Below are 18537 nucleotides of genomic sequence, written 5' to 3'. Positions count from 1 at the left end.
AATAAATTTGTAGATAATTTTTTTGATGGATACAATACAAAAAGAAAAAAATATTGCCTTGATCAAGGATGTTTTAAGAAATTACCTTTTAGAAAAGGGTTTCAGAAACACACCTGAACGATATACGATATTAGAAGAGATTTATAATATGGATCACCACTTCAATGTGGATGATCTGTATCTCCTGATGATGCAGAAGAAATATCATGTTTCAAAAGCAACCATTTACAACACTATTGAAATTTTCCTTGATGCAGGCTTGATCCGTAAGCATCAGTTTGGAGAAAAAACATTGACCTCTTCATCTTATGAGAAGTCTTATTTTGACAAGCAGCATGACCATTTGGTGATCTACAAAAAAGGCTCTGATAAAGAAATTGAAGAAATCATCGAGTTCTGCGATCCGAGAATCCAGGGAATTAAAGAAGCAATTGAAGAAGCATTTGGCGTAAATATTGATTCGCATTCGCTGTATTTCTATGGTACCAAGAATGATTAATCAATGAGAATAATCCTTTTTCTGTTAATTTTTATTTCTGCGTTCAGCTCCGCACAGGACAATAAAACCACGCAGATGGATCCTTATATTCAAAATAAAGGGAAGCCTTTACCGGCTGTACGTCCTGAAGATAAGGTGAAAATCATCCATGCCGATGAATTTAAAAAAGACACTAAATACGAAGGGAACCAGTACATGGTAGGTCATGTTCAGATAGAGCATCAGGGATCTGTTCTCTATGCCGATGAGGTTATTCTTTATAACGATCAAAGTCTTGTAAAAGCCATTGGTAATGCAAAACTGCAGAACGCAGACGGTTCTGTAATTACTGCACATGAAATGGAATATAACGGAGTGACCCAAAAAGGGGTGGCCAAAAAAGACGTTGTCCTTACCGATCCGAAACAGACCATTAAAACAGACATTCTTTATTACGACAGGCTTGCCAATCAGGCCTACTTCAATACAGGAGGGACGATCAGTGATGCACAAAATGTGATGTACACGAAATCGGCGACCTATTTTCTCAATACCAAAATGATCGATTTTGTGGGGAATGTAAAAATAGACAGTCCTGATTATATTATTGAAGGTCCCAATATCAAACAGAACCAGAATACCAAGGTAGCTGAGTTCTTTGGACCTACTACGATCACCAACCGGGCGAATCCCAAAAACAGGATTTACACGGAAAGAGGAACGTACAGAATGGAGACCAAGGAAGCTTTTCTTAATAAAAACTCCAGGATATTCTATAACGACAAGATTCTGACGGGTGACGATATGTATTTTAACAATATTACTGGTTTCGGTAAAGCAACCGGAAACGTTACTTTGGATGACCCCAAGGAGAGGAGATACCTCAAAGGAGGATATGGAGAAGTTTTCCAGAAGAAAGATTCAGCCATGATGACTAAAAGCCCTTATGCGGTAAAGATCATGGAAAAAGACTCTATCTATTTTGCCGCAGAGAAAATCCTTTCTTACCAGCGACCTGATTCAGCGGATATTACCATTAAGAAAAGCTTTTTAAGAGCCTATAAAAAAGGACGTATCTTTAAATCCAATGCACAGGGAAGAGCAGATTCTATCGCCTTCAATGAAACAGACGGGATCATGCATATGTACACCAATCCGATTCTTTGGAGTGGTGAAAAACAGGTGACCGGAGACAAAGTAGAAGCCTATTTCAATACAAAAACTGAAAATATAGATTCACTGAAAGTAATCGGAAATGCTTTTGCGATAAGCAAAGTTGATTCCTTAAACCTGAAAGACGAATTCAACCAGGTGAAAGGAAAATTCATGACCGTTTATTATCAGAATAACGAGATCAAAGAAGCCAGAGTCGTGGGGAATGCCCAATCCATCGCTTATGTAGACGATGTCGATCAGGAAACCAAACAGCCGCAAAGAATCGGGATTACGCTTTCTACCTGCGGGATCATTGGAGCCCTGTTTGAAGAAACCGGATTACAGATTATATCTTGCAGCATCGGAGCTAATTCAGATACCTACCCCATGAGTATGATAGAACCGGACAAGAGAAAGTTTTCCGATTTTAACTGGAATACCAAAGACCGGATCAGAAAATGGCAGGATATCCTGGTAGATACTCCTAACTACGAGGAAATTAAATATACCTCTGATAATGAGTTGTTTGATAAAGCTCAGGAGGCCGTAGATAAAGAAAGAGCCAAAGAAGAAGCCAAGAAACCGAAACGGGTACGAAAATAAGAAACAAAAATTTTCACCGAAAACAATAAATCACCATTTTTTATTAAGAAATGGTGATTTATTTTTACCCGAAAATCAGGATTATTTTGAAAATCTAGTAAAATTATAGACTTATATTTAAGTGATAAGCTTTTTTCTTAGTCGCAGAATAGCCCTTAAAATCTATGTTTTTTATTCTTTCATTCTTATTTAACATTAAATTTTCACCAAGGTTGTTCTTTCAATAATAATATTTTATACATTTAATACACCTAGAATGATAAAAAAATTTACAAATGAAAATCAATTATTTCCTCTTGGTTCCTATGCTTTGCTTTATAGGAATCAACGCACAGGTTGGGATTGCGAAAGTACCCGGTTTTCAACCTGACGAAAGAACACTTCTGCATGTAAAACAAGACAACAATGCAGCACGGATGCCCAGGTCCAACACAGCAGCTGCTCTGCCAACTTCTGCTACGGGTACTTCAGGAAACGGTACCCAAAGTTCCATTATCTTCAACAGGGAAACCGGAAGTATTGTACAGAACGACGGAGCAACGTGGAAAATATCAGATCCCATCGTAACAACATTGAAGAACAACAAGATGGCCCGTTTCATAAGAAGCGCCGCCATCACTGCAGATTGCGGTACCTGCGGATTGGGATGTGGAGGAGTCAACCGGCTTTGTCCACAGGCCGGAGGAGCAGTGGATGTTCCTTTTACAAGCGCCAGTCCAAGCTATAATGATATGACAGCAGATGTCTCGCTTGCCGCTGCTACCAGTAATGTCATTAATATCAAAACAAAGGGATTGTATAAAATCTCCTTTAAAAGTGGCGCCATTGATGTGAAAACACCGGCCCTATGCGTAGGCGTAACCATTAATTTATACTCAAAGGTTGACCTGGAAACAAGCACAGCGGCCACTCCCACTACCTGGAGACCTATTACAAACAATTCGACCAGTTCGACCAGCGGTGCACTGTCCTTAGGAAGTTTATCGCCGGGATCCATTGATGTAGGACAGTCATTGGTTCTTACGTATATCGGTAGCTTTGAAGCAGGTGATAACTTACGCCTCAGGTTTTATGGAAATCAGAACATCGGAACAGGAGTTTGCACCGGGATTATTGGAGGGAATGTATTGTCTTTTTCAATGAATACAACAGGAAATGCAGTGTCAGAAATTATTGTCGAAAAAATAAACATGCAATAAGATGAAAAAGATCATAGTAATTGTAGTGCTTTTATTTCAATATGGTTTAAATGCACAAGTAGTGATTGGGGACAATATTGTCAGCAATCAGAATATACTGAAAGTAAAGGATGGAACGAAAGGAGTAATCCTTCCATATTCCACGACCTATACCGCTTTTCCTAAGTATGACGCTGCATCATCAGATCTCTTCAGCGACTATCCCAATCTTGTAGGGGGTCTTATCTACAATAAAGCTGATGACCAATATTATAAGTATGACGGTTTTGCCTGGAATCCTGCAAGACAGATACAGGGGATTTTTCAGCCTAAAGGTTCAAGACTGGGCATTTCCTCAGGAATTACCATTCCTTGTCTGGCTTTTGGTCTTGGAATATGTCTTTCTCTGGGCGCACCGGTTTATCTTGCCCCGGACAATAAAAGTCAGGTGCTTGTGGATAATTTACTTCTGAAAAATGCAAGTTCGGTGACCATAAAACAAAACGGCATGTACGACATAGCTGCAGCTCTTGGTTTTACGGGAGGCAGTGTAGGTGCTCAATTGGGAGTTACGGAATTTAAACTGACATTACAGGTGAAATATACACCGGCTTCAGACTGGGAAACCATTGTTACCAAGACGAACTATTCTCTTGTATTTATCATCGATACCCAGGGAAGCAAAACATCCAGTTTCGCACAAACCGTATCCTTGCCTGCAGGTGCTGAACTGAGGGTTGTTCCTACGATAACAACTGTTGGAGGTTCAGGAGGATCTCTGTCTGCTTACGGGACAGATAGCAATTCTATAAATTCATATATCGGAGCACGTTTAATTAAAGCCTACTAACCATGAAAAAATATATATTCTGCCTGTTCATGTTTTCATTAAGCATGTACAGCGCACAGGTTAATTTTACCAATATACCTAATCCCGATTCCAATGCGAATGGTAATGATCAGGTGATGATGTATATCACCAATACAAGTGAAGCAACAGGAGTCAAAGGGTTTGGTTTACCTGCTGTTGAAACTGCTACAGATTTGCCTAATACAGGCGTAAATGCACCTGTAACCAGAATAGAAGCTTTACGCGGAATGCTGCTGTTTGTAAAAAATACGGGTCAGGTCATGGTATTTGACGGGCTAGTTTGGAGTAAAGCATTTGAAATAGAATCTGATAACGTTTCAAGATTTTCTATAAATCCGGTCAATACCAGTTCAGGTGCCGTTATGCTTCCTATTAATTCGTTGATTGATAAACCTAATTTTTTAGCAGATCCGTTAAAACTTAAAACCAATACAGCAACAACAGGCGCAGATCTGAACAGGCTTTATATCCGTCAGAGCGGATTGTACAGAGTGAATGTAAACCTGAATTTTACAGGGGCAGCAGGCGCTTTCAGCAGCAGGTTAGGAGCAAGTTTATATGTCAATGATGCCAAGAGATTTCAGCTTCTCGAAAATACGGTGAATTTCGATGGTACAGTCCGGAAAATCAGCTTAGATTTCTCAGTGTATATCGTTCAGGGACAGTACATCACCCTGGAAGCGATTTCAGAACTTGGAGGAACAACTGCCTATAACGTAATTAATAACAGCTTTGTTACGGTGGAAAAGGTACTTTAAATCAGTCTTCTACTTTTTATTATTTATATTAAATTACCCTTGAGATCATCAGGGGTGATTTTTTTTATTCCCGACGGATAATTTCTGCATGTGCTGAATCTTTTTTAGCTTTGCTGAAAATTTTCGCGACAATGGAGATGCACAAGGACTTTTTTATATATCAGGCACAGACCACAAAATTTGCAGCAGGTTTTGAAGTTGAAAAAGCAGAAGGAAGCTATATCTACGGAACAGATGGAAAAAGATATCTGGATTTTGTAGCCGGCGTTTCTGCCAATACTTTGGGACACTCACATCCTAAGGTGGTAGAGGCCATCAAAGAACAGACGGACAAATACCTGCACGTCATGGTGTACGGAGAATATGCACAGGAAAAACCTATTGCATTGTGTAAACTGCTGGCAGAATCTACGCCCGATCCTCTGGAAATCACTTATCTGGTGAACAGTGGAGCAGAGGCGATAGACGGAAGTTTGAAACTGGCCAAACGGTATACAGGAAGAGAAGAAATTGTTTCCTTTAAAAACTCATACCACGGCAATACGCACGGAGCATTGAGTGTATCAGGAAACGAAACCCATAAAAGAGAATTTCGTCCATTATTGCCAATGGTCAGCTTTATTGAATTCAATAACGAAAATGATCTTCATCAGATTACAGAAAAAACAGCATGTGTGATCCTGGAAACCATTCAGGGAGCAGCAGGGTTTTTAGTGCCTGAAGGGGATTATCTGATTAAGCTGAAAAAAAGATGTGAAGAAGTAGGAGCTCTTCTGATTCTTGATGAGATCCAGCCCGGATTCGGAAGAACAGGAAAACTGTTCTCTTTCGAGCATTTCGGAATTGTTCCGGATATTCTCGTTATGGGGAAAGGAATGGGAGGCGGAGTACCGGTAGGTGCATTTATGAGTTCTTGGGAAATCATGGAAACACTGTCACATTCGCCTAAATTAGGACATATTACAACGTTTGGAGGGAACCCCTTAATTGCTGCGGCTAGTCATGCTACTTTGAAAGAAGTCCTGGAAAGCGGCTTGATGGAAAAAACGGCCGAAAAAGAAAAATTGTTCAGGGAACTTCTGGTGCATCCGAAGATTAAAAATATCAACGGAATGGGGCTCATGCTTGCCGTTAATTTGGGGACACCTGAGTATACCCTTGACGTAGCCAAAAAATGCATGGAAAAGGGTCTTATTGTATTCTGGCAGCTCTATAGAAATGAGTACATGAGGATCTCTCCCCCACTTACCATTTCATCAGACGAAATCAGACAGGGATGTCAGATCATTCTGGATGTTCTGAACGAAGATTAAATGATACAGTCTCTCCATTCCGGAGAGACTTTTTTTATGCATTACATGGTATTTTTTCTCCTGAAAATCATATTCGACAGAGTTTTAAAACCAGTGATAAATATCATGAAGATTCTTTAAAAAAGTAATTGCTTTTTTGTGTAATAAAAAAATTAATTTATATATTGCGGGACGATAAAAACAAAGATTATATGGCGAAACATAAAGTCCATTACGAATTTCCAATGCATTGTTTATCAGAGATTTTATATGAATATCTGGCAACGGCGGAGGGGCTATCTGAATGGTTTGCGGATGAGGTTACAGAGAAAGGCGATGATTTCTTTTTTAGCTGGGGCGGAGGACCTGCCGAAAAGGCCACTTTGATTAGATATAAGCCGGAAGGTTTCGTACGTTTCAGATGGGAAGAAGATGAGGGGACTAAAAATTTCTTTGAAATGACTATCACAATAGACGATATTACAGAAGATCTGGCTCTGAATATTACAGATTTCTGCGAAGAAGGTTCTGAAGAAGAGAATGCATTGTACTGGGAAAACCTGATAGAAAACCTTAGAATAAAATTAGGTGCGGCATAAGCCGGACGCGATTAAATGGTAAAACTGATGAACGATTTATCGTTCATTATTTTTTTATAAATAAATCACATCAAAAATTGGAAAATCAATATTTTACATCAGACGGGTTAAATGTAAAGAATAGAGCGTTCCTTTTAGGCGACGCAGTTAAGGTTTCTTTCTTCATAAGAAACGGAGGACTGATCATGGATGAAGAATGCTATTTCTTCCTGATGGCTTCCATGAGAAAGATGAGAATGAACATTCCGCTTACCTATACGCTGGAGTATTTTCAGACCCTTTTTCATAACGATGTTATCGATGGTAAAGGCATTCAAAACGGAATTATCAATTTTCAGGTTTTCAGGAATAATGACGCTGTAACGGTTTCAAAATCTTCAGTGTCCTACTTTTATGAAGTAACGGAATCCGATGATGTCCTTACGGTTCATCAGAGGCCCCTGGAAATGGACCTTACCAAGGAAATTAATGTCAATAATAACTTATTGAGCAATATCAGAGTTCACTGTCCGGAAAATATTTACGGAGGCATCTATGCAGAGGAAAATGATCTGGATGATGTGATTCTGCTTAATCCCAATAAAAGAATTGCGCGTACCACTTCAGGAAATTTATTGTTTCTGGAAGGCAATGTGATCAAAGTTCCCAAGCAGTCCGAAGGCGCATACATTTCTCCTTTGATGGAAAATTTTGTCACTTTCCTGCATAAAAATAACCTTGCGGATATTCAGGAGCATGAAATTATTGCTTTTGAATCACAAAAAGCCGAAGAGATTTTAATGATCTCCGACGAGAAAGGTGTATTTTCTGTTGGTAAAATAAGAAATAAAACTTTTGAAAGCTCCCGCTTTATAGAAATGGTGGAAGGCTGGAAAAATAGTTTTCAATAATTGACAAACCCGGTAAACAACAAAGTACCCAAGTCCTTTACCGGGTTTTATTCTGATTTAATCAGAAATTGTTTCTTTATTTAGTATTCACGGATGATATCTGTGAATTTTTGTGCGATTTCTTTTTGCCCCTTTTCACTGGTAACATAATCTCTGTCCTTGGTGTTATTCATAAAGCCAAGCTCTACCAGAACCGCGGGTGCTTTCGTCTCTCTCAGCATGTGGAGATTGCGTTCCTCGATTTTGGCAACATCAAATTTCTTTGAAATTTTTTCAGCAAGTTTTTTTGAATTTTCAGTGTTCTGAACATATACTTCAGTTCCCTGTTTCGGAGTTTCCTTCTCAGGGTTGCTGTTCATATGAAGAGAAATAACGATTTCCGGATTCAGCTTATTGATCATAGCCGTTCTTTCCTGAAGAGTAGGATAAGTATCAGAATCTCTGGTGAGAATCACTTCATACTGGTCCTGATTTTCATTGAATTTTTTAATCTCTTTTGCAATATTTACAGTAATCTCTTTTTCTGAGATTTTTCCATAAACAGATCCCATGTCATTTCCGCCGTGTCCGGCATCGATAACGATGTATTTCTTGTTGATCGGGGTAAAGGATAAAAATGAAGCGGAAAAGGCTGATAAAGCAAGTAGTTTAAATCCTCTCATGGTAGTGATTTTTGGTTGTTCAAATAACGTGAATTCTTTCTTTAAAATTGGTTAACATAATCTTAAAGTTTGTTAATGTTTTCACAGCGTATCAAAAACGCATTCAGTTAGTTAAGTGAAATATCCTCAGGAGAGTTGGCCCAAAGCAGATATTCTCCACCCAGGTTCTGCATAATCGATTTCCAAAGCGTATGGTCATTGGGAAGTGTATAATCCAGATTATAGACATCCACCACCGTCCAGAGTTTTCTCTGAACTTCCTCGTCAAGTTGTCCGGCAGCCCATCCAGAATAGCCTGAGAAGATTTTTACATCATGAATACTCAGCTCCTTATTCAATACCGCGCTGATAATACTTTCAATATCTTCCGTAATATAGAAATCCTTGCTGATCTCGGAATAGATCTCAGTAACCTTCTTTTCTTTAACGATGAAAAAGACTTTGTCGTTTTCTACAGGTCCGCCGTCATAGACCTCTATTTTGAAGTCAAAAAAGTTTTTGAACTTATTACTCATCTGGCTGTTTTTCTTGTTCAATATCAATCCAAAGGCACCGCTTTCGTTATGCTCAACGATCAGCACGACGGACCTCGAAAAAATATCTCCGGAAATGTCAGGGGTGGAAATTAATATTTTACCTTTGTATGAGTAATTCATACTCAAATTTAATAAAAAATATTTATGGAAAACCTGCACGACAAAAGAAAAGTGTATGAGAACTCCCAACTTATTGAAAGTGAGATAAAACAAAATCCCATTGAACAGTTTAGAGACTGGTTTTTGGATGCCAACACCAGTCCGACGGTCTCTGAAGCCAATGCCATGGCGGTTTCTACGTTAGAAGAAGACGGATGTCCAAGGACGAGAATGGTGTTACTTAAAGAATATACCTACGAAGGGTTTATTTTCTATACCAACTACGACAGCAGAAAGGGAAAAGCCATAGAAAACAATCACAAGGCCTGCCTTCATTTTTTTTGGCCAAACCTCGAAAGACAGATCATTATCAAAGCCGATCTTGAAAAAATAGCTGAAAATCTCAGTGACGGATATTTCCATTCAAGGCCGAAAGGAAGCCAGCTGGGAGCTGCTGTTTCCCCACAAAGTCAGGTGATTCCAAATAAAGAATTCCTGGAAGAAAGATTAAAAGAACTCGAAAAACAATACGAAAACAGCGAAGTACCAAGACCCGCTAACTGGGGCGGATATATCGCAAAACCTTACGAAATTGAGTTCTGGCAGGGAAGACCGAACCGTCTTCATGACAGGATTATTTACAGGCTTGACGGTCTGGACTGGAAGATTTCACGATTGGCACCGTAGGAATTAGAAGCTAGAAATTAGATGTTGGAAGGTGGATGTTGGAAGATGGGAGTTCTGATGAGTGATATCCGAATTTGGTGGCGTTTCTTATTCTAATAGGTGCTGGACTGATTGAATCTAATTTCAATGTATACTATATATAAAATATTATTTAAAACTCAATAGGAGCGGGCTTTAGCCCGCTTTCAATTTTATGGCATCATAAAGACTTTAGCCAAAACCTGAAATAATAAAAACATTGCGGTCATCTGTAAATGCCTTCCGAATTCTGGGGATGACAAGATCTCTGGGTGGCTGAGGCTCCCGAAAGTCACAAAAAAAACCGCTTCCTGAGAAACGGCCCTTGAATTTTCTTAATCTGAATGATTATTTTTTCTTAGCACCAGAAACTGCATTAGATAAATCAGCTCCTGCTTTGAATTTAGCAACTTTTTTAGCAGCAATTTTGATCGGTTTTTTAGTTGCAGGGTTGATACCTTGTCTAGCAGCTCTCTCAGCTACTGAGAAAGTACCGAAACCTACTAAAGAAACTTTTCCGTCTTTTTTCTTCAGAGTAGTAGTTACATTACCAATGAATGATTCTAAAGCAGCTTTAGCTGCAACTTTAGTGATTCCTGCATCTTTTGCGATTGCGTCGATTAATTCAGACTTGTTCATAATTTTTAATATTAAAGTTAGTTCGTAATTATAGCAAATATAATACTATTTTCTAATTGTGCAATTATTTTATTAAAACTTATAAAATTTTTTTGCTTTTCGGTGAAAACAGTTAAAATATGATAATTTGACTTTTCACGTAAAATCTACGTTACGGCTCACTAAAATCATGCCAAATGCTTATGAGTATTGACTTTAGCAAAAAATTAATATTATTTACTCCATTTATTAAATCCTGAATTTCGTATAAAGTATTAATATTTTTAAGGATATGTTTGTAGAATTTATAAATAATGCCTTGAAAACTTGTGTAATATAAAATTAAATGGCTGGGTTTGTGGGAGTTTTAAAATGATTTCAAAAGACCGATTTATTAATTTTTATTAATAAATTTGCAGTATGTTAATAGAAGTTTTCAAGTCTAAGATCCATAGGGTACGGGTTACGGCCTCAGACCTAAATTATATTGGGAGTATAACGATCGACGAAGATCTTATAGAAGCTGCCGGACTGGTAGTGGGAGAAAGGGTCTATATCGTCAATGTGAACAATGGAGAGCGTTTTGATACCTACGTTATCAAAGGGAAAAGAAAATCCGGAGAAGTATGTCTGAACGGGCCGGCTGCAAGAAAAGTACAGCGTGATGATATCATTATTATCATTGCTTATGCGCAGATGACGCCTGAAGAAGCCAAAGTCTTCCAGCCGAAAATCGTTTTCCCGGATGAAAAAACAAATCTTCTAACCTGATCCATGGAGAAAAAATCAAAGAATCCTTTAAAATCAATTCTAACAATAGTAATATCGCTTGCTTTTGCAGGCTTTTTTTTATGGCTTGCCTTAAAAGGTCTTGATTTTAAAGTGATTCAGGCATCTTTGGCCAAGGCCAATTATCTTTGGGTACTCTTTGCTTCTGTATTTGGTATTCTGGCTTACTGGTTCAGGGCTGTGCGCTGGAATCTGATGCTGGAACCCATGGGGCACAGAATTTCAAACTCAAACTCACTTTGGTCCATATCTTTTGGATATCTGATGAATCTTACCATTCCGAGAAGTGGTGAACTGGCAAGAGCTACCGCTTTATATGGGGTGGAAAAAGTTCCGGTAGACAAGTCTTTCGGAACCATTATTCTGGAAAGAGTGGTAGACCTTATATGTATGATGGGATTTCTTGGATTAACGCTGCTCTTTAAATATGACGCTATTCTGTCTTTTTATGAAAACTCAGGTGTTAATATCAATCCCAATAAGGTATTGCTGGTTCTTTTGATACTGGCTGCAGGTACGGTAGGGTTCTTTGTATTTAGAAAGAGACTCGCCAACGTTCCGTTTTTAGGAAAGATCGTGAATTTTATTGACGGGATTTTCGAAGGACTGGCAACCATATTTAAGCTGAAAGAAAAAGGGAAATTCATCCTGTATACATTAGGAATATGGATTTCATACTACTTTGCAGCGTATCTTGTATGTTTTGCACTGCCCGAAACCTCCAATTTTACTATTGCTGACGGCTTTTTTATTATTGTTGTCGGTACGTTGGGAATGATTATTCCTGCCAGTGGCGGCATAGGCGCTTTCAATCTGGCGATGAAATTCGGATTTATGGCGCTTTTCATCTCTATAGGTAAAAGTGCTGAATTAGGGGGCGAAATGGGACTGACCTATTCATTTATTTCACTTCCGTTGCAGATTACCATTATGTTGGTCATGGGACTGATTTCTATTCCGATGCTGGCTAAAGCAAGAGAAAAGGCAGTTTCCGATCAGGAATTTAAAAATTAATTTTACGAAAGTTTTTTAATCTATAGAAGTCCGGTTTTTTAACCGGGCTTTTTTAATGTCGATTTTACTACAACCAACCTTATAGGTTTCAAAGGCTATAAGGTTTATTTTTTTTTCGCATATCAAATGAAAATAGATAGCCGTCGTTGAAGCTATATCTTATGTTAAAACCCTATTAAAATTAAACATTTATCGTGGTGATCACACGTCATTTATTTTTTTATCAATAAATTTGGTCAATTCGCAAATCGAATTTATCTTAAACAAAAAATAATTAATAATCTAAAACACTATGGCAATTAATTTACAGAAAGGACAAAAGATCGATATAGGGCTGACAAAAATGACGATAGGACTGGGCTGGGACCCGAATGAAGGAACAGGTTTCGACTTCGATCTGGATGCTTCTGCCATCATGATTGACTCAGACAGAAAATTAATCAATGAGGAATGTTTTGTTTTTTATAATAACCTCCAGTCTCCTGATGGAGCACTGACTCACACAGGAGATGATCCGAGTGGTAAAAACAGTGATGGGGACGATGATGAGGCGATTATTGTAGATCTTGAAAAAGTAGATCCGAAAGCGGAAGAAATACTTTTTGTAGTGACCATTGAAGATTTTGAAAGAAGAAAACAGAACTTCGGGCAGGTGAGAAATTCATACATCAGAATTGTGGATAACAGCACCCATCAGGAGATCGCAAAATATGAGCTTGATGAAGATTTCTCTATCGAAACCGGAGTAGAATTCGGGAGACTGTACAAAAGAAACGGAAGCTGGAAATTTGAAGCCTCAGGTATCGGTTATAGAGCAGACCTTGCTTTCTTCTTGGAGAAATACTACAAAGGGCAGATCATTAAATAATTATATTTTCAAATACACAAAACGATAACTATGGCAATTAATTTACAGAAAGGTCAGACGATTGATTTAAGAAAAAATGACCGTGGAGAAAATGTTTACGATCTTTCAAAAGTAACGATCGGTTTAGGATGGGATGTAAGAAAGCAGGGCGGTTTCTTTGGAAAACTGTTCAGCAAAGAGGCGGAATATGATCTTGATGCCGTTGCATTTCTTTTAGACGGAAACGGTAAAGTAGCCAATTTGGGAAAAACGGTACAGACGAATGACGGAAGACAGATCGCGCTTTATCAGGGTGATGTGGTCTTTTTTAATTCTATGCAGCATCCAAGCGGAAATATATGGCTGACCGGAGACAACAGAACCGGTGCCGGAGATGGTGATGATGAACAGATCATCGTGAAACTTGACCAGCTGGATGAAAGCTATCAGAAAATATTATTCCTGGTGACAATTTACCAGGGAAAACAAAATAACCAGCATTTCGGAATGATTGAAAATGCCTTTATCAGAGCAGTAGATGCGAAAGGTAAAGAGATTACAAAATACAGTCTTTCAGGCGATGCAAGTATGAATGGGAAATGTGCGATGGTTTTTGCCGAAGCTTACCGTCATAATGGCGACTGGAAATTCCGTGCTATCGGAGAGCCTCACCAGACGGATAACTTTATTGAAATCCTTAAGCAGTACGCGTACAGCAATTAAACCTGAATATTGATTAAACTAAAAAGCCGGCAGGAAAGTTTTCAACTTTCGCTGCCGGCTTCAAAATTAACACCATACCATGAGCAGGAGACTATTAGCATACTTTTTACTGGATACTTCAGGTTCTATGAACGGAGAACCCATCCAGGCACTCAATAATGGATTTAACGGGCTGATAAGCATGCTCCGGGCAGATCCCCAGGCAATGGACAGCCTTCATCTGAGCGTGATCACTTTTGACCGTGAGGTTAAAAATATCATTCCGCTTACCGATCTGGCCAGTTTTTATCCTATGGAAATTACTTGCCCGGACAGTGGACCCACCCATACCGGTGCAGCATTGGAGATGGTTGCGGAACTTGTGGAGAAAGAACTGATCAGAGGTTCTTCGGATGAAAAAGAAGACTGGAGACCGTTACTGTTTATATTTACAGACGGAAAACCATCTGATATCCAGAAATACAGACAGATGATCCCGGTGATCAGAGATCTTGAATTTGGGGCTATCGTAGGTTGTGCTGCAGGTCCAAAAGCAGATGAACAGTTCCTGAAGGAGCTTACAGATCACGTGGTAAAACTGGATACTACCGATGCGATTACACTGTCCTCATTTTTCAAATGGGTAAGTTCATCCATTACGATGGGAGGAAAATCACAGGGAACGGGAGAAAGTACACCGCTGCCTCCGCCGCCATCCGAGCTTAATATTATTATCTAAATCACTTGTCTTTATAATCATGAGAAGACTGCCCATTTATTTTTTAGTTGATGTCTCCGAATCTATGGTTGGAGAACCTATTGAGCAGGTACAGGAAGGTATTGCCAATATCATCAGAGAATTAAAGAAAGATCCGTATTCACTGGAAACGGTCTATATTTCTATTATAGGTTTCGCGGGAGAGGCTGAGGTTATTACGCCGCTTCAGGATATCATCAGTTTTTATCCGCCGAAGATCCCGATTGGTAGTGGTACATCGCTGTCTCAGGGGCTTATTAAAGTAATGGACTGCATAGACAGGGATATTGTGAAAACAACTTATGAAAGAAAAGGTGATTGGAAACCGATTGTTTTTCTTTTTACAGACGGCGTTCCTACCGATGATGCTACAAAAGCGATTGAAAGATGGAATAATAAATACCACGGAAAATCCAATACGATTGCGGTTTCGATAGGAGAAAATACCAATTATAAACTGCTTGGAACCTTGTCGGACAATGTTTTATTGTTCAACAATTCTGATGAAAATTCTTATAAAGAATTTTTCAAATGGGTGACTGATTCCATTAAAACAACAAGCCAGAGTGTTACCGAAGCCAATAAAGAAGGAATTAATCTTTCCAAAATCGATTCTATTATCCTTGAAAAAGTAAACCCTGAACTCGAGCAGAAGTTTCCGGACAATAATTTTGTTGTTTTAAACGGGAAATGTTCAGAAACAGAGAAACTGTATTTAATGAAATTTAAAAAGACATTCGCCGAATCAAGCATACCGGGAATGTCTACCAGATATTACAGACTGGATGGAGCCTATAAAATTGATGAAAAATCCTATTACAGGCTTTCTTCTTCCCAGAAAAATAATCTTAAAATTTCGATTGAAGAACTTCAGGGAGGCACGTCATGTCCTCATTGTGCCAATCCCATTGCATTGGCAACCTGCTCATGTGGCGGAATTCATTGCTTGAAGGGAGAAGGGTACAACAAATGCCCATGGTGCGGAACTTCGGATTATTACGGATTTTCCAGCGAAGGATTTGATATTAACCGAACGCTGGGATAACGAAAGGAAATCCTATTGCTGAAACCCAACACGAACCATGGAAAAAGCTCTTATTTACAGAGAAATTGAAGAATTTAAAGAAGTTCATCTGGTGCTTAAAAATGCCAACTCAAAGCAGTTTTATGAACACCGTTTTGAGATGGATGACTTTCCGAATATAAAGATTAAAAATATCGCCAATCTTCAGGAGACAGGACTTACCTTCGAAAACAATACAATATCCGGAATTCCGTATGTAAACACTGTCCATGATCTGGATATTGAATTCTGTCATATCCATGATGAAACCACTGCAGAGATCAAAAAAGTTCATCTGTTCGTCAATGCAGATCCGAAAGACCTTTGGAAAAACATTCCATCCGACACCAACAATATTTACCATAAACCCGATGAAACCTCCTACAAAGGGAAATTTCTGGATAAAAAAATCACCGTTGTCTCAAAAAGAGGACGTTCCCATGCCCATGAAGGAAAATTCAGAGATGATGATTTTGCTGTAAATCAACTTCCTGCAGGCTGGAATATTGTTTCCATGGCAGATGGTGCCGGTTCTGCTGTTATGGCAAGAGAAGGTTCAAGACTGGCAGTGGTTTCTGTAAACAGTTTTTTCAATTCAGAAGAAACTTTAAACATAATCGAACAAAATATTGAAATCGTTTACAATGGTTCTGATTCATCAAAAGAAACACGGTCCGAAGCGGGAGAAAACGTTTTAAAACTTCTGTATAAAGGCATTCTTCATGTTTATGATGTTTTGGATCAAATGGCAACAGAGCATTCATTTTCGATAAAGGATTTCCATACGACACTGATTTTTGTACTGACAAAAAAGTTTGATTTCGGTTATGTCATTCTCACTTTTGGAGTGGGAGATTGCCCGATCAACCTGATCAGTCCGGATTTTTCTGAAGTAAAACTTTTAAATCAAATGGATATTGGAGAATTTGGTGGCGGAACCCGTTTCATCACGATGAAAGAGATTTTCAACGATGATCCGGCTTCAAGATTTGGAATAAACTGCGTTCATGATTTTTCTTATCTCGTACTGATGACGGATGGTATTTACGATCCAAAATTCGTGACAGAAAGTAAGCTTGAAGATATCGGCAGCTGGAAAGCATTCTTTAATGATCTGGCCGGAAACAACGATGACCGGGCGAAAGTAGATTTTATTAACGATAATCATATTGATCAACAGCTTCTTGCCTGGACCGATTTCTGGAGCCGGGGAAATCATGATGACAGAACACTGGCCATAATCTATTAAACATGAAAAAAACCGTTACCGTTGCTTCTATCCTGGATACAGCAAAATCCTATGAATACGTAGACGAAAGCCCAATCAGAGGCGGAGTGAAAGATGTTTATTTTTCGCCGGACAGGGAATATGTGGTGGCCTTCTACCGGACTCCTCTGGATGCCGGACAGAAAGAGCGTCTCATGAGGATTGTTTCCACGTATCTCGGAAATATACGAAACGGAAATTCATCAGATTATTTTCTGAATGAAATTTTCAGATGGCCGTATGATATTGTAGAAAAAAATAAGCTGACGGGAATTGTGGTTCCCATTTACCATAAAAAATTCTTCTTTGCGAAAGGGTATATCGGATCAGATAATATTCAGGGTCAGGATAAAGTCGGGAAATGGTTTACGGCTCCGATGTTCAGGAATCAGCAATATCCGTTGAGGCTGGATCATTCGGAACTTGGGGACTGGCTGAGCTATTTTCAGATTACCATCAATATCAGCAGGGGCGTGAAAAAGCTTCATCAGATGGGACTGGCGCACTCCGATCTTTCCTACAACAATATTCTGATAGATCCTGTGACGAAATCTGCCTGCATCATTGATATAGACGGATTGGTTGTTCCGAAACTCTTCCCGCCGGAAGTCATAGGAACGGCAGATTTTATTGCTCCCGAAGTTTTAAAGACCAAACATCTGAGCATGCAGGATCCGGGAAGGCATCTCCCTAATCAGAAAACAGATCTTCATGCACTGGCGGTGCTGATTTATATGTACCTGTTCAGAAGACATCCTTTGAGAGGAGGGAAAATCTGGGATCTGGATTCGGAAAAAGATGAGGTGATTTCAATGGGTGAAAAAGCTTTATTCATAGAACATTTCCAGGATCCGTCCAATCAGGTAAAAGCGGATCATCTCAGAAAATGGGACGCATTCTGGGGTGATCCTCAGAAAATTCCTTTTACGGCTGCGGGTCCTTATCTTTCCGAACTGTTTAAAAAAGCATTTATAGACGGGCTTCACGATCCGATCAGACGTCCCACCGCCAATGAATGGGAAACCGCGCTGTTAAAGACCGCCGATCTGATTCAGCCTTGCTACAATGCGGAATGTACCGAAAAATGGTACGTCTTCGATAATACCAGCAATCCGAAATGCCCTTTCTGTGGAACACCACACCGGGGACCGCTTCCTGTACTGGATCTGTATTTTAAATTTGATGATGAAGTCTGGAAACCTGAAAACCACAGACTAATGGTTTATAACAATCAGTATTTATTCAAATGGCATGTGTCAAGAAAGGTTATCAGAAATGAAAACCTTACGATGCAGGATAAAATGCCTGTCGGATATTTCACTTTTCATGAAGGAAGATGGGTGCTGGTGAATCAGAGTCTGACTTCGATGAAGGATGTTACGGAACAGAAAGAGATTCCGCCGGGATCTATGGTGGAACTGACGGATGGTAAGAAAATACTTTTGTCTGCTGAAGAAGGGGGAAGGCTGATATTTGTTACTTTGGCGAACCAATAGAGTGAACTAATTGTGATCTGATATTTAATTTTTATAATATTTTATGAGCAGAAGCAGTATCCAAAATAAGTACGGATATGAGTACCGTGTTTTTGGCGACCATAAAGAGTAGTTTATACCGTGAGAGTATAAACGGTATAAACGGAAATACCAAGGCA

General features: G+C 39.1%; 20 protein-coding genes. 17 read left to right on the top strand and 3 right to left on the bottom strand.

What is annotated here, in order from left to right; genetic code table 11:
- Nucleotides 1-25: 25 nt before the first annotated feature.
- From LC419_RS04605 to LC419_RS04570, 8 genes are all read left to right on the top strand, one after another.
- Nucleotides 26-499, top strand: coding sequence for a Fur family transcriptional regulator (locus tag LC419_RS04605; RefSeq protein ID WP_034731532.1), 474 nt, complete (start codon nt 26-28; stop codon nt 497-499).
- A 3-nt stretch (nt 500-502) separates the two neighbouring features.
- Nucleotides 503-2236, top strand: a complete 1734-nt coding sequence (locus tag LC419_RS04600) for an OstA-like protein (RefSeq protein WP_223606256.1) — start codon at nt 503-505, stop codon at nt 2234-2236.
- Between the two features lie 275 nt (nt 2237-2511).
- Nucleotides 2512-3435 carry a hypothetical protein gene (locus LC419_RS04595; RefSeq protein ID WP_223606255.1) on the top strand — a complete coding sequence of 308 codons (924 nt, stop codon included), beginning with the start codon at nt 2512-2514 and terminating at the stop codon, nt 3433-3435.
- A gap of 1 nt (nt 3436) precedes the next feature.
- Nucleotides 3437-4264, top strand: coding sequence for a hypothetical protein (locus LC419_RS04590; RefSeq protein ID WP_223606254.1), 828 nt, complete (start codon nt 3437-3439; stop codon nt 4262-4264).
- A 2-nt stretch (nt 4265-4266) separates the two neighbouring features.
- Nucleotides 4267-5043, top strand: a complete 777-nt coding sequence (locus LC419_RS04585) for a hypothetical protein (protein WP_223606253.1) — start codon at nt 4267-4269, stop codon at nt 5041-5043.
- A 137-nt stretch (nt 5044-5180) separates the two neighbouring features.
- Nucleotides 5181-6356 carry an aspartate aminotransferase family protein gene (locus LC419_RS04580; protein WP_223606732.1) on the top strand — a complete coding sequence of 392 codons (1176 nt, stop codon included), beginning with the start codon at nt 5181-5183 and terminating at the stop codon, nt 6354-6356.
- A gap of 191 nt (nt 6357-6547) precedes the next feature.
- Nucleotides 6548-6934 (top strand): START-like domain-containing protein, encoded by a 387-nt coding sequence (locus tag LC419_RS04575; RefSeq protein WP_034731603.1) that lies wholly within the window; start codon nt 6548-6550, stop codon nt 6932-6934.
- A gap of 77 nt (nt 6935-7011) precedes the next feature.
- The gene (locus tag LC419_RS04570) at nt 7012-7824 is read left to right on the top strand and encodes an aminotransferase class IV (protein WP_223606252.1); all 813 of its coding nucleotides are present in this window, start codon (nt 7012-7014) and stop codon (nt 7822-7824) included.
- Nucleotides 7825-7904: 80 nt separating this feature from the next.
- On the opposite strand, the gene LC419_RS04565 is transcribed toward LC419_RS04570, so the two are convergent.
- Nucleotides 7905-8486 (bottom strand): N-acetylmuramoyl-L-alanine amidase, encoded by a 582-nt coding sequence (locus LC419_RS04565; RefSeq protein ID WP_223606251.1) that lies wholly within the window; start codon nt 8484-8486, stop codon nt 7905-7907.
- Between the two features lie 107 nt (nt 8487-8593).
- Nucleotides 8594-9142 (bottom strand): YqgE/AlgH family protein, encoded by a 549-nt coding sequence (locus LC419_RS04560; RefSeq protein WP_223606250.1) that lies wholly within the window; start codon nt 9140-9142, stop codon nt 8594-8596.
- Nucleotides 9143-9166: 24 nt separating this feature from the next.
- On the opposite strand from LC419_RS04560, the gene pdxH reads away from it, so the two are divergent.
- Nucleotides 9167-9808 carry a pyridoxamine 5'-phosphate oxidase gene (gene pdxH / locus LC419_RS04555; RefSeq protein WP_223606249.1) on the top strand — a complete coding sequence of 214 codons (642 nt, stop codon included), beginning with the start codon at nt 9167-9169 and terminating at the stop codon, nt 9806-9808.
- Nucleotides 9809-10174: 366 nt separating this feature from the next.
- Here the strand turns inward: pdxH and LC419_RS04550 are convergent, their stop codons facing one another.
- On the bottom strand, nt 10175-10465 hold the full coding sequence (locus LC419_RS04550; protein ID WP_002976900.1) for an HU family DNA-binding protein: 291 nt from the start codon (nt 10463-10465) through the stop codon (nt 10175-10177).
- 399 nt (nt 10466-10864) lie between these two features.
- Here LC419_RS04550 and panD point away from each other — a divergent pair, with 399 nt between their 5' ends.
- From panD to LC419_RS04510, 8 genes are all read left to right on the top strand, one after another.
- Nucleotides 10865-11215: an aspartate 1-decarboxylase gene (panD, locus tag LC419_RS04545; RefSeq protein ID WP_034706528.1), complete on the top strand. Its 351-nt coding sequence runs from the start codon at nt 10865-10867 to the stop codon at nt 11213-11215.
- 3 nt (nt 11216-11218) lie between these two features.
- Nucleotides 11219-12247, top strand: a complete 1029-nt coding sequence (locus LC419_RS04540; protein ID WP_223606248.1) for a lysylphosphatidylglycerol synthase transmembrane domain-containing protein — start codon at nt 11219-11221, stop codon at nt 12245-12247.
- A 292-nt stretch (nt 12248-12539) separates the two neighbouring features.
- Nucleotides 12540-13115, top strand: a complete 576-nt coding sequence (locus LC419_RS04535) for a TerD family protein (protein WP_223606247.1) — start codon at nt 12540-12542, stop codon at nt 13113-13115.
- Between the two features lie 30 nt (nt 13116-13145).
- Nucleotides 13146-13817 (top strand): TerD family protein, encoded by a 672-nt coding sequence (locus LC419_RS04530; RefSeq protein ID WP_223606246.1) that lies wholly within the window; start codon nt 13146-13148, stop codon nt 13815-13817.
- A gap of 79 nt (nt 13818-13896) precedes the next feature.
- On the top strand, nt 13897-14535 hold the full coding sequence (locus LC419_RS04525; protein ID WP_223606245.1) for a VWA domain-containing protein: 639 nt from the start codon (nt 13897-13899) through the stop codon (nt 14533-14535).
- A 19-nt stretch (nt 14536-14554) separates the two neighbouring features.
- Nucleotides 14555-15598 (top strand): TerY-C metal binding domain-containing protein, encoded by a 1044-nt coding sequence (locus LC419_RS04520; RefSeq protein WP_223606244.1) that lies wholly within the window; start codon nt 14555-14557, stop codon nt 15596-15598.
- Nucleotides 15599-15635: 37 nt separating this feature from the next.
- Complete coding sequence (locus LC419_RS04515) at nt 15636-16865, top strand: PP2C family serine/threonine-protein phosphatase (protein ID WP_223606243.1); 1230 nt, start codon at nt 15636-15638, stop codon at nt 16863-16865.
- Between the two features lie 2 nt (nt 16866-16867).
- Nucleotides 16868-18379, top strand: a complete 1512-nt coding sequence (locus tag LC419_RS04510) for a helix-hairpin-helix domain-containing protein (protein ID WP_223606242.1) — start codon at nt 16868-16870, stop codon at nt 18377-18379.
- Nucleotides 18380-18537: the final 158 nt, after the last annotated feature.

Source organism: Chryseobacterium sp. OSA05B, assembly GCF_019970065.1.
In the GTDB taxonomy this organism is placed as follows: domain Bacteria; phylum Bacteroidota; class Bacteroidia; order Flavobacteriales; family Weeksellaceae; genus Chryseobacterium.
The sequence above is the reverse complement of the archived record's forward strand: the minus strand, read 5'-3'. Positions and strand labels throughout refer to the sequence as shown.